This window comes from Chryseobacterium sp. Mn2064 (genome assembly GCF_049319685.1).
Lineage (GTDB): Bacteria > Bacteroidota > Bacteroidia > Flavobacteriales > Weeksellaceae > Chryseobacterium.
In genome coordinates this window covers 545,185-558,249 of the sequence record NZ_JBMOUE010000001.1, presented here as the reverse complement: position 1 = coordinate 558,249, position 13,065 = coordinate 545,185, and the positions used below count along the sequence as shown (strand labels likewise).

General features: G+C 27.5%; 10 protein-coding genes and 1 tRNA gene. 6 read left to right on the top strand and 5 right to left on the bottom strand.

Annotated features, from left to right (window positions below; translation table 11 throughout):
* Positions 1-76: 76 nt before the first annotated feature.
* The 3 genes from ACL9RH_RS02525 to ACL9RH_RS02515 form a co-directional block, all read right to left on the bottom strand.
* Positions 77-2,320 carry a CocE/NonD family hydrolase gene (locus tag ACL9RH_RS02525; RefSeq protein ID WP_422691754.1) on the bottom strand — a complete coding sequence of 748 codons (2,244 nt, stop codon included), beginning with the start codon at positions 2,318-2,320 and terminating at the stop codon, positions 77-79.
* Between the two features lie 9 nt (positions 2,321-2,329).
* The gene (locus ACL9RH_RS02520; protein ID WP_422691753.1) at positions 2,330-2,494 is read right to left on the bottom strand and encodes a hypothetical protein; all 165 of its coding nucleotides are present in this window, start codon (positions 2,492-2,494) and stop codon (positions 2,330-2,332) included.
* Positions 2,495-2,609: 115 nt separating this feature from the next.
* Complete coding sequence (locus ACL9RH_RS02515; RefSeq protein ID WP_422691752.1) at positions 2,610-4,343, bottom strand: helix-turn-helix domain-containing protein; 1,734 nt, start codon at positions 4,341-4,343, stop codon at positions 2,610-2,612.
* A 327-nt stretch (positions 4,344-4,670) separates the two neighbouring features.
* On the opposite strand from ACL9RH_RS02515, the gene ACL9RH_RS02510 reads away from it, so the two are divergent.
* The 6 genes from ACL9RH_RS02510 (at position 4,671) to ACL9RH_RS02485 (ending at position 11,090) form a co-directional block, all read left to right on the top strand.
* Positions 4,671-4,856, top strand: a complete 186-nt coding sequence (locus ACL9RH_RS02510) for a hypothetical protein (RefSeq protein WP_422691751.1) — start codon at positions 4,671-4,673, stop codon at positions 4,854-4,856.
* A gap of 444 nt (positions 4,857-5,300) precedes the next feature.
* Complete coding sequence (locus ACL9RH_RS02505; protein WP_422691750.1) at positions 5,301-5,606, top strand: type II CAAX prenyl endopeptidase Rce1 family protein; 306 nt, start codon at positions 5,301-5,303, stop codon at positions 5,604-5,606.
* A gap of 1 nt (position 5,607) precedes the next feature.
* Complete coding sequence (locus tag ACL9RH_RS02500) at positions 5,608-6,810, top strand: hypothetical protein (RefSeq protein WP_422691749.1); 1,203 nt, start codon at positions 5,608-5,610, stop codon at positions 6,808-6,810.
* Between the two features lie 14 nt (positions 6,811-6,824).
* The gene (locus ACL9RH_RS02495; RefSeq protein ID WP_422691748.1) at positions 6,825-7,616 is read left to right on the top strand and encodes a tetratricopeptide repeat protein; all 792 of its coding nucleotides are present in this window, start codon (positions 6,825-6,827) and stop codon (positions 7,614-7,616) included.
* Positions 7,607-9,802, top strand: a complete 2,196-nt coding sequence (locus ACL9RH_RS02490) for a peptidase domain-containing ABC transporter (RefSeq protein ID WP_422691747.1) — start codon at positions 7,607-7,609, stop codon at positions 9,800-9,802. The genes ACL9RH_RS02495 and ACL9RH_RS02490 overlap by 10 nt, the downstream gene beginning before the upstream one ends.
* Position 9,803: 1 nt before the next feature.
* Positions 9,804-11,090 (top strand): HlyD family secretion protein, encoded by a 1,287-nt coding sequence (locus tag ACL9RH_RS02485; RefSeq protein ID WP_422691746.1) that lies wholly within the window; start codon positions 9,804-9,806, stop codon positions 11,088-11,090.
* A 285-nt stretch (positions 11,091-11,375) separates the two neighbouring features.
* On the opposite strand, the gene ACL9RH_RS02480 is transcribed toward ACL9RH_RS02485, so the two are convergent.
* Together ACL9RH_RS02480 and ACL9RH_RS02475 are read right to left on the bottom strand one after the other, a co-directional pair.
* Positions 11,376-11,460, bottom strand: a tRNA-Ser gene (locus ACL9RH_RS02480).
* A 528-nt stretch (positions 11,461-11,988) separates the two neighbouring features.
* Positions 11,989-13,032 (bottom strand): hypothetical protein, encoded by a 1,044-nt coding sequence (locus ACL9RH_RS02475; protein ID WP_422691745.1) that lies wholly within the window; start codon positions 13,030-13,032, stop codon positions 11,989-11,991.
* Between the last annotated feature and the right edge of the window lie 33 nt (positions 13,033-13,065).

Here is a 13,065-nt window from a genome sequence, read left to right as displayed (position 1 = left end):
TTGAAATTATTTGTACGGCCTCCTTTAGTTGAATTTAGAATTGGTAGTTTTTGATTAATTGCAATTTTTTAGATGGCTATTCCTGAATAATAGGAACATCTATATAGCTATCATTATATAATTTAACTTCCAGTGGTTCTTTTGCATCAAGAATAGTTTCATCACTTACGTCTTTTCCTGTACCATAATTTATTTGATAATATGGGGTTTTCACAAGCCCTACCATCGCAACGAGTTTACTTCCTTTTTCTATTTTTTTACTTATAAATTTATTATTTGATATTGATATTGTTTCTTTTTTATTAGGGGTAAGTAAATTTCTTTTTTCGTTATTTTTATTATAACTAGCTCTTTCTAAATAATTTGATAATAAAAAATATCTTCCATTGGGCATTAGCTCATATAAATAAATATAGATATCTATATCCTTTTTATTAATTGAAAATCTAAATTTTCCAGAAAAATTACCTGAGAATTCAAAAGACTTCTCAAATGTATTACTTGTGAATATTAAACTGTTCTTAGTGTATATTTTATTTTCAACTATATCATTCTTTAGATTTAATAATTCATCGGCATCAGATCTATCTTTGAGATCTACTTTTAGGGATGAGAAACTTTCATCATTTATTTTTACATCTGATAATAAACCGTTATTTTCTAAATAAAATTTTAATTTATTTTTATTAAAATTCTCAACAGAATTTACATTTTTCCATTGATTAGTACCCATAACCTGGTAATTAATCTTATTCTTCAAAAAAGAAGGTTTTTTACCATCTTTTAAAATATAATCAAACCAATCAATCCAAATCTTACTAAAATCTATATTTGCAACAGAATCAATTGTATATCCTTTTAGTTCGCTCTTTATGTATCCTTGTGCACCAGAATGGTCATAAGGGCCTATTATTAGATAGTGATCAGCACTTGTATTGTATTTATAATGATTTTTGAGATAATATAATGCTCCCAATTGGTCAGCATCAAAATATCCTGTAATAGTTAATATTGGAATATTAATTTTAGAAAAATCTTTTTTATAAGGAATCATATTTTTCCAGTAACTGTCAAAGCTTGGATGATTAAGCCATCTTTGGAAAATGATACTAGATTTTCCACTTATAGAATCTAGTTGCCTAAATGGCTTCCCAGTTATATACCATTGCTTGTATGTGGAGTTCCATTTTTTTACATCACTAAAGTCTGCATAATCAGTCATTTTTGAATTCACTACATAATTTAACCATCGTATAGCATAAGATGTAAAGATATTATTATTCATGGGAAAATCTTCTGTACCTATTCCTACAGCAGCCTGTGGTATTATCGTTTTTAATGCGGGATGGAGTTTTTTTGTAGCTGCCCATTGGCTGAATCCCAAGTAGCTCCCACCAATCATTCCCACTTTTCCGTTACTCCAGGGCTGCTTTATAATCCAATTGATCGCTTCATTAATATCTTCAACTTCATGTTCAAAAGGCTCTATACTATTATTGCTTAAATATTTCCCTCTTGTATTTAGAATAACTCCAATATAATTATCTGAAGCTAACTTCTTAGCATCATTAATATTTTTTGGATCTGAATATATGGTATTTATAAGTATTGTGCTTTGAGATTTTGGAGCTTTATTATTTAATACAACGCTTAATGTAAGAATTCCATTATCTTTTGTGGTAATTTTTATACTATCATATATTGTAAATACCTCTTTTTCAGATTTTTTAATTAAATATGCCCCTAATTTGAATGTTTTATTTCCTACATCATATATATTGTATTTTCTACATAATTTTATAGCATCCGAAATATCAATACTATCCTGCTTTATATTATTTGTAACGATTCCATTAATATCTTTTTTTAAAGATATTGGATCATAAGTAAAATATTGGGATAGAATAATTTGTGATTTTAAAGGTAACTTTTCATACTTTTTTTTGAATTCTTCTTCATATATTTTATCAAAATTGTCTTTATTAGGTGCCCGTTTAACGGTATTAATATAAATTTCAAATTGACTTCCCATTGCGCTAGCTATCATAGAATTATTTTTCATTGTAATATTTCTAAGAGAATCTAGCTGTGAAAGAGATAAATTATAATTTTCATTAATAATATTTATTCTGAAAAGATCATCATAATAAATACCCTTATCTTTTTTTTCGATATATCTATCTTTAAGTTGATTGGCTAAATATTTTACAATATTTTCTGTATTTGATACATTTTTAATATCAATTTGTTTTAAGCTTATTTTTTGGCACCAAACAAATTGTAAGCAAAAGACAAAATATATAAAGAAGAATTTTTTCATTCAAAAAGATTATCCGTTATTATTACCAAGAATAGTCTGCTCTACAATTGTTTGATTGTCATCTCCTACATAAGCAGCACGTCCCCCTTTAATAGAATTCAAACCATTTGTAATTTTAACTAACTGTAATTTTTTTAATGATAATTTTTTTTCTGTTTTTTGTTGTTTTTTCATTTGTGTAAAAATTAATAATTAAAGTTGCAAATTAAATTCCTTCGTTTCGTTTGTCAAAAATAATGATATCGAAATTGGTCAATTTCTTATACAAAATTTTACAAGATGCTCATTATCATTCATTTTGTTTTTCTACTTGTTCTTGTAATAACTTAATATAATAAGAAGGTAAAGTACCCGTGATCTTCTTAACAGCATTTGCAAAAGACTCAGAATTATTATATCCTATATCATTAGCAATCGATAAAATAGTGTGTTTTCTTAATTTTTCGTTATCCTTTAATTCTTGTATTATATAATTAATTCTCACTTCGTTCAAATATTGTGAAAAATTCTTTCCTTTCAATTCATTTACTGATTTTGATAGGTAGTCACGATTTGTTCCTAAATCTTTTGCTAAACTATCTATAGTAATATTTTTTCGCAAAAATTTCTTACTTTTTTCAAACTGCTCTAATTTTGTTTTGAGATCCTGTAATTTATCATCTGGCAATAAACCTTTAGTTTTTTCTTCTAAAGAAATCTTTAGTTTTTTGGTTTCAGAAGATGGAACAGATGAAATTATAGAAGATGTTGACTTCTTAATTAATAGATCTGCCTGCTTTTGGTATTCTTTAATTCTTTTTTTATATACATATATTAAAGAAAAAATAACTAAAATGCCACTTCCTAAAAACCAATATAATATTGAATTTTTATTATTCAAATCAGATATTATTCTTTCTTTATCCTCTAGAAGAATAGGAGTATCGTATTTTTTATAAATTTCCTTGGATAAATATTGCTTGCTATTATTAATAATGCTGTCTGCATAAAAAAGTTTATTAATGAACTTTAATTGCTTTTTTTCATCTCCAGTCTTTTTATAATAATCAATTAAAATTCCATATTGGTCTCTTACTATGGGTACAAAATCATTAGATTTGAATGACAATGAGTCAGATTTTATAAAATATTGTATTGCTACATTTTCTTTATTAAGTTCGTAATTAATTTTTCCTAAATAGTAATATAAAATTGATAAATTAGCATAGTCTTTATTTTTTAGAAGATCTTTCTCTATTCCTTTTAAGTCTGCATACGCAATAGCATAATTTTTCAGATAGTATTCTGCAATACCTTCAGACATAATAAAATAAACATATTGGCTATAATCATTATATTTTTCACATTCGGCAATACCTATTTTATTATAAAGTTTGCTTTCCTTATATTTTTTATTTTTACTATAAGAATTTGATACAGAAAAAATTGAACCTATATAACTTTTAATGTCTTTATCATTGGTTTGCATTTTCCCCTTTTGATATTGGTAATATTCTAAAAAAAGAGGAAGTGCTTCATCATTTTCATCGGTAGCAGTCTTTAAAATTCCAACTAATTTTTTTATATAGTAAAACTGGTCTGAATTTTTATTTTTAGATAAACTTTGTGCTTTTATGTATTGATTTAATGCATCTTTATATTTAAATTCATTATTCAGTAAAATTCCTTTGATAATATATGCTTTTGCAGGGTATTCTTTTGTATTGACTTTTTGTGTTATTTTTATTAAAGAGTCTGCATAAGTAAGTCCATTTTTGGAATTCAATCCTTTTGCATGAGCTAATTTATAATAACCATCATATATCTGATCATCATTTTTTTCTTTTTTTGCTTTACTAAGAATAATATTTGCGTACAATTCTGCCTTCTCATTATCTATTCTGAGGACTTTATTGTAGTCATGGATCAATTGTTCAAAGCTTTTTTTTCTTAAAGAGTCCGGTATACGAAAACCATCCATACCCTGTGAAAAGAATAAATTTTTCCAAAGGAAAAAAATAAATAATAAAGTTTTTTTTTGCATTGTGTGTTTTCTGCCACAAAAATACAAATTCTAATACTTATTCTCTAATGAGAAATCATTGCTTTTTAAGCAACTTATAATCAACATTTTAATCATATTTATTTTGTCGAATTTGATCAATTACGCATTATAAGAGTATTAAATTTGATCAATTCCGATATACTTTTCTTTTATTAACAAAAAAGCTACTGCATCTTTGCTCCAGATAAAAACACAAATGTTTGTTTTGTATGTGCGCAGTACAAAATATAATATGAGGTGTTCATGTTGAAGCCCATGTCAGGGTTATATGACAAAGTAATATTAATCATCATAAAAAATCAAAAGATGGAAAACAAAAAATTAAGCCTTGATGCTTTCAAAGCAATGGCGGAAAAAGTACAAACAGAAGAAGTAATGCAAAAGATTGAAGGAGGAGATGCCGCTGAATGCCATGGTTTTGCTGGACAGGCTAGAAAAGTTGCTAGAGAAATATCTAAGGCTATTCTTAGGTCTCAAGGTATTAATCTTTAATAGGAAGGGCTTATAAGCCCTTCTTTTTAATTGAATTTATTTTAATGATTTGATGATTTATATAAAGAACTTCGTATACTTTTATTTTAAGCCATATAAAGAAATAGTATTTTCACTTACAATTAGATCAAAAATAATTTCTTCAACTGTACTACTGGTATTAAATTATTTGATACTTTTTTTATTTATAAGTATAAGATATTTTCTACAAACCAAAGGTATTCTTGAGCCACTTAAGAATGATGAAGAAATGAGGTCTATAACAAACTCTATATTTCTTTCAGTATTGCTAGGTCCCTTGCTAGAAGAAATTATATTTAGATTATGGATTGTATATAGTAAAATTAATGTTAGTATTTCAATTACATATTTGCTAGTTTGGATGGTTTCCTTAATATTTAACATTGAATGGTTTAAGAGTCAGATATTTATATTTTTTTTACTGTGATATTTTGCTCAATATTTTTTCTTTTATTTTTTCTTTTAAAAAAATATGAAAATGAAAAACTAATCAACTTTTGGTTGAATAATCAAAAAAAGTTTATTATTATATCCAGCATTTTATTTGGTGCTATTCATTTTGATAACTACACGAATACTGATAATTCTATACTTTACTACCTGATAACATTCGCGCCTCAAATCTTTGCTGGATTTATTCTATGCTATGCGAGAGTTAGAATGGGTTTTCTTACTTGCCTTGCAATTCACTCTTTAAATAATTTTATCCCGTTAATTCTTTCTAAATAATATGAATAATCCTTTACAACCTATATTGCTACCTTTTCTCGAGCAGGGATTGGAAACACAGAATCAAAACATTAAGCTTTTACTTTACAAAAAAGATGCAGATATTTTTAATTCTTTAGATTTTGAAAGTGAAACAATTTATCAGGAACCTTTGTTTTTTGCTTATTTTAATAATAGTGACAGTAGTATTGTACAATTAGAACAAATACTGGCCGGATTTTCTAGTGGAAATAAATTTCAAATACAAACTGATAACTTTGGGAGATTTTATATACCCAATATAGGCTGGTTTATTACTGATAAAAGTGATACAAACCTTGTATTTTATAAGAATGAAATGCTTTTAGAAGAGAACGGTATAAAAGTAGACTTCACATTAGATACTATTTCTTTAATAGAAAACACTTCAATAGAAGTATTAAAGTATCCTATTCCTCTTTTGGAACAATGCTTTTTTAATGTGGATAAAAAATTAATAGAGGTAGAAATAGAAAAAGTAACGAAAGAGCATTTGGAGCATCTTACTACAGCTTATCAACTCATTAAGAAGAATATACCGACACAATTTCAGTTAATTGAAAAATATGCTAATAAATGCATGATTTTCAATGTGGATACTTACGAAAGGAATTCTTTTGCAACTCAGAAAGCTGTTGGTATAGGTTTTTATAATGCATATCAAGAAGATTATGATGAAGTTTTTTTTATAGATGATATTGCACATCAAACAGGTCATATTATCTTTTATACCTTGCTGTCCAATATTGAAGATTTTTTCAAAATTCCTAAAGAAACAGTTTTAGAAACTCTTGAATTGTCAGATGGAACTTTTATTGAAAATAGAGACTTCTATATATTATTCCATGCTCTTTATACCTATTATACGAGCTTTATATGTTTAAATGCTTGTCTTGATGCTGGAGATTTTAATAAAAGACAAACTCACGAAGCAAAAGGAAGAATTGCATTCTATATTAATAAATGTTATAATGATTTAATTTTAATTGATCATGACCCATTTAAAGCAGAAGAAAATGCATTAAAATATTTTACTGAAAATGGTTTAAGTATATACAAAGAAATTAAAAATACTTGGTTAGAAATGTCAAAAAAATGGTTTGATGAAGTTAAAGTCTATGATTTAAGCAATCAGCCCTATAATTTTACCTACTCCAAGTTTATAGAGCTAAATCCATTAACATAAATAAAAAGGACTTAATGAAGGTAGCATTTTTATTTAGTTTTTTCGTCTTTTCTTTATTTTCATCCCAAGAAAAAGATGCAAGAAAAATTTCACAACAGGAAATTATAAAAGAACATTTAGAAAATGGTGCATGGAACCATATGCTTTTTTCTAAAGAGTGGCAAGATAATATTGATGCTGGTCTGAAAAAAGACAGTACAATCGCTTACCTATGGCAGCAAAAAGCAATGCCTCTGTTTAAGCAAAGAAAATATGAACTAGGCATGCCCTTTATAAATAAAGCCGTGCAATATGACGCAGAAAGTTATCAGGCATATCGAGCTTTTATCCTGTGTATTTTTGTCAAAAATTATTCTAAGGCTATAGATGATTTTAAAGAATGTGTAAAAAAGTATGGAAATCAATATGAAATGGATCATACTTATAACTTTTACATTGCTTTGTGTTATCTTCAGTTGAATCAGTTTGATAAAGCAGAAAAATTATTATCGGATGATATTAAAACAATGGTCAATAAAAACGGTGAAGATTGGGTAAATCCAGTTACTTTATTTTATTACGGTATTACAAAATATGAACAACAAAAATGGAAAGAAGCAATTGTAGAATTTGATAGAGCTCTAAAACTATATCCTAGATTTTCAGATGCTAAATTCTATAAAGCTATATGCCTAAAATATTTGAATGATAATATTAAAGCTAATATTCTTTTAGCTGAAGGTAAAAAAGATGCAGAAGAAGGTAATACAATTAGTGAAAGTAATGCTATTTATGAAAAATATCCTTATCAGGTAATATGGCGATAAAAAATAAGTTCCCATTTTATAAACAACTAGACAGCAGGGATTGTGGCCCTACTTGTTTACGAATGATTGCTAAATTTTACGGCAAAACATTTTCTAGAGAATTTTTACGAGAAAAAGCCAGTATTACAACAACAGGTGTGACAATGGCAGGTATAGCAGAAGCTGCGGAGGCTATTGAAATGAGGGCTTTAGGGGTACGAGTTTCAATGGAAAGCCTAGTTAGTGAAGCGCCAACTCCCTTTATCGTGCCCTGGAGGCAAAAGCACTTTGTAGTAGTATACAAAACCGATGGAAATAAAATTTCTGTAGCAGACCCAGCGCAGGGTTTGCTAAGCTATTCTCATGAGGATTTTAGATTAGCCTGGACGAATGCAGCAGATGAAACTGGATTTTGTCTTTTACTAGAACCTAATACAAAATTCGATAGTCAAGAGGACAATAAAATACAACCTAAAGGTTTTTCATTTTTATATCCTTATTTTAAACCTTATAAAAAACTGATCAATCAACTATTTATCGGTTTGCTAGTGGCTACTGTTATTCAATTTATTTTACCTTTTCTAATGCAGACGGTTGTGGATGTTGGGGTAAATAACAAGGATATTCCATTTATATATTTGATTTTAGCATCACAATTCATTCTTATATCAACTCAAACGTTGGTCAGTATTTTTAGAGAATGGGTACTTATACATATTACAAGTAGGTTTAATATCAAAATGATTTCTGATTTTTTGTATAAAATGCTTAAACTTCCGGTTAATTATTTTGACACCAGAAATGCAGGAGAACATTTACAAAGAATCAGTGATCATACTCGTATTCAAAACTTTGTTTCTTCTTCAACGCTCAATATGTTGTTTTCGATAGTGACTTTTATTGTTTTCAATGGCATCTTAGCATATTATAGTCTTAAAATATTTTTAGTTTTTCTAGCTTCTGCTATTTTATATACAGGTTGGACTTTCTTTTTCTTAAAGAAAAGGGCGGAATTAGATTTTAAGCGTTTTGACCAAACTTCACAAAGCCAAAACAATTTATTGCAAATAATTAGTGGTATAAAGGAAATTAAGCTAAATAATTCACAACGTAAAAATCGATGGAAATGGGAATTTACACAAATTACATTATTTAAAACCTCCTTAAGTTCTTTAAAATTATCACAATATCAAAGTGTTGGAGCAAGTACGATTAATGAATTTAAAAATATTTTCATCACTTTTCTTTCTGCAAAAGCAGTAATAGATGGAGATCTTACATTAGGGATGATGACTTCGATACAATATATAGTAGGACAACTGAATGTTCCACTTACTAACTCTATAACTTTCATCCAGAACTGGCAAGATGCTAAAATTAGTCTAGAAAGACTTTCTCAAGTACATACCAAGGAAGATGAAGATGTAGTATCTGAAAATAAGCTAAAGGAATTACCTAAAGATAAAAGTATTATTCTTCGAGATGTATCTTATAGATATGGTGGTAAATCTACACCATTTGTGTTAAAAAATATTAATTGTGTAATTCCTGAAGGAAAAACTACAGCAATTGTAGGTGCTAGTGGAAGTGGAAAGACAACTTTAATGAAGCTTTTGTTAAAGTTTTATGATATTACACAAGGAAGTATTGATATAGGAAGTGTTGATTTAAAGGGGATAAATAATGATTTTTGGAGAATGAATTGTGGTGCGGTAATGCAAGACACTTTTATGTTTAATGATACTATTGCTGGTAATATATCTGAATCCGAACAAAATGAAATTATTGATAGAGAAAAACTATATCATTCTGCTTTTGTTGCTAATATTGATGAGTTTATACAAAATTTACCCAATAAGTATAATACAGAATTAGGAACATCGGGTATTCGGTTGAGTGGAGGGCAGGAACAAAGAATGATGATTGCAAGAGCTGTATATAAAAACCCGTCTTATGTTTTTTTTGATGAGGCAACATCTGCTTTAGATGCCAATAATGAAAAAGTGATAATGGAAAATCTCAATCAATTCATTAAAGGAAGAACATCAATTATAGTCGCTCATAGACTGAGTACAGTTAAAAATGCAGATCAGATTATTGTTCTTGAAAAAGGAGAAATTGTAGAACAGGGAAATCATGAAGATTTAGTCTCGATACGTGGTAAATATTATCAGTTAGTAAAAAACCAATTAGAATTAGGCAATTAATATGGACGAAATAAATGATGGTCTAAAAATTTATAGTGAGGAAGTCAGAGATATTTTGACAGATCCTCCAAAAACTATTTTGAAGTGGGGGAATACAATATTATTAAGTTTTATAAGTATTTTACTTCTTATCTCTTGGTTTGTTAAATATCCAGATATTATAACTTCCCAAATTATAATAACAACAGAAACTCCACCCCAAAAATTAGTTGCTAAAAATTCAGGGAAAATAGATGCTATACTTGTAAGGGATAAAGAAATTATTTCAAAAAATACTCCTTTGGCTGTTATTGAAAATTCTGCTCATTATAAAGATGTTTTTTTATTGAAAAGTATTGTAGATACAATTAATTTAGATCAATCAAATTTTCCTTTTGAAAAGTTAAAATCTTCACAGCTTGGAGATGTTGAAAGTGCATTTTCATCATTTCAAAAAGAATACATTGCTAATCAGCTCAATATTAATTTTAAACCTTATAAAGTAGAAAATAATGCACAAAGCTATGAAGCTATTCAACTCAAAGAAAGGTTAAGTTTATTGGAATCTCAGAAAAGTATTAATGAATCAGAATTGAAATTAAAGCATAGTGATCTTACCAGAAGTGAATTATTATATAAAGAAGGAGTGATTTCAACGCAAGAAATTGAGAAACAAAGGGTTTTATTTCTTCAAGATCAAAAAAACTATAAAAATATATTAAGTAATATATCACAATTACGATCATCCATAAACGAGCTTAATAAAAATAATAAAGTCACAGTTATAAATGAAAATAAGGAAAATATAAACTTAGAAAGAAATGTGCTTCAATCTTTTTATCAATTAAAAAAATCTATAAAAGATTGGGAATTAAACTATGTTCTTCGCTCAGCAATAAATGGTAGGGTTAACTTTTTACAATTATGGTCAGTTAATCAAAGTATAAATATTGGTGATAATGTATTTTCAATTATTCCTATCGGAGGTAATCAGTATATAGGAAAAGTAAAGGCTCCTGCACAAAATTTTGGAAAGGTTAAGGTAGGTCAAACTGTTAATATTAAATTAGCCAATTATCCTGATCAAGAATTTGGAGTCTTAGATGGCGTTATCAACAATATTTCTCTAACTCCTGACAAAGATGGCAATTTACTACTTGATGTCTCTTTACCCAAAGGACTACAAACTTCTTATAAAAAAAGAATTACATTTCAGCAAGAAATGAATGGTAGAGCAGATATAGTTACAGATGATTTACGTTTAATAGAAAGATTACTTTATCAATTTAGGAGTATATTTAAAAGATAATATAAAAATTTTAAACGGCTATAATAAGCCTATTAGTTTTCTATACTTTGAAATACAATACCTAAAAATATAAAAATTAAGTGATATCATTATTGATTCTATACAAGATTATCTTTGAAAATTTTGAAAAGATTTTTCTCTTTTTATATGAGTTATCTTCAAAGGTAAGAAATGTGCATAATCTGGGGATATCTTTAAATACAATTGAGAAGTAAGTTAAGCACCTATATTAGTTAGTTTATCAAACTAAAATTCTCTGTAAATGATTATTTACAGAGAATTTTGCGGAGAGTGAGGGATTCGAACCCCCGGACCTGTTACAGTCAACAGTTTTCAAGACTGCCGCAATCGACCACTCTGCCAACTCTCCTTAAACCCCGATCCGATCATTGTTTTCAGTGGTGCAAATATAGTGTGATTTTTAATTTCTACAAAATTTTTAAGACCAATTTGCTATTTTTAAAGCCAACTCACTGTATTCTAAAAAAATAAATTCATGAGATTTTTTAAAATCAGCCGGACTCCATGTCAGTTTATTCAATATTTTATATTTTTTGTAAAGTAACTTACAATTATCCTTCAAAAAACAGCAGATTTTATTTTCCGACTTCATCTTTCATTCCATAATAATCAATTGCTTTTTGCTTCAGAAGATTTGTACTCCATTCTTCCCATTCGCCTGTATAAGGATTATAACCAATTCTCTTTTATAAATTTAAATACTTCACTATAATATTTAAAAACGATTGAGATTTCATTGATACTGGAATCATTAAAATACTTAATACTTTGAAGTACTTCTAATATCTCTTCCAATAAGATTTCTTTTGAAAATCTGATTTGTAAATGCTTTATTTTTAAATCAAATATTTGTTTACTTAAAGTATCATTGAAAACACTAATGAAAAGTATCATCCAACTTGATTAAATACTTTTTAAATAGTTCAGCATCCTTATTATTATTAAACTGAAAACCTTCTATCACGATATTTGAAAAAGGATATGTCTTATCACTTAGAAAAAAGATATTTTTATGAACTTCTTCTTCAGTTGTTGACAAACCTATTAATTTCCTTTTTCTGCTAATCTCATTTATTTTAACACCTACTTCTGCTGTTCTTTTTTCAGGTAAAATTGCTTCAGATATATAACAACAATCTAATTTTTCCTTACTCAGAATAAATTGATGAATCCTAAAAAATGAATAGTTCTGTGTTCCATTATTCAGATCAAATAAATGCCCTGCTATATCAGGCCTTATTTTGCCTTCATTAAGAGCTTTCATTATTTCTTCAGAAAAATTAACTTTTTGACTGCTATAATGATTATTTGCTAATTGATGCCATATAATATAATAAAACTTCTGATAAAACATGTTATCTGCTGAAGTTAGTCCTATATTATACTCGTTAGGAAATCCTTTTTTCTGAATCAACTCAATTAATTTTGTAGATGTAATACTATCACTTTTTGTAAGCTCGTTTTTATACGCTTCATAGTTTCCTCCAGATAATTTCCTGTAATATTGGTCAATTTCATATAAGGAATCCAAAGCTTTTTTATAACTTAAATCAATAGTATTTACACAAGGTTTTATTTTATATTGCTTATCATTTTTGAAATTTTCAGAAAAAAAATCATCATTAAAATCTCTCCCCAAGCATTTCAATGACTGATAGTTAGAAAAAGCTTCATCAAGGTCTTCTATTTTTAAAGCTACATTCATACTATTTTGCAAATCTTTTGCATGAGGATATTTAAACTCCTTAAAAGCTTCTTTGTAGAGATTATTAGCACTTGATAAATCAATATTAACAATTTTTTCTTCGGCTTTATTTATTAATTCGTAATATTTAATGAGATGCCGATTAGTCAATTCAAAATCCTGAGCTTTAGCTGCCCAATTTCCTACTATAAGTAGAAATAAAAATATTTTCTTCATTAACATTATATAATTGTAAAGAGAGAAGCATAG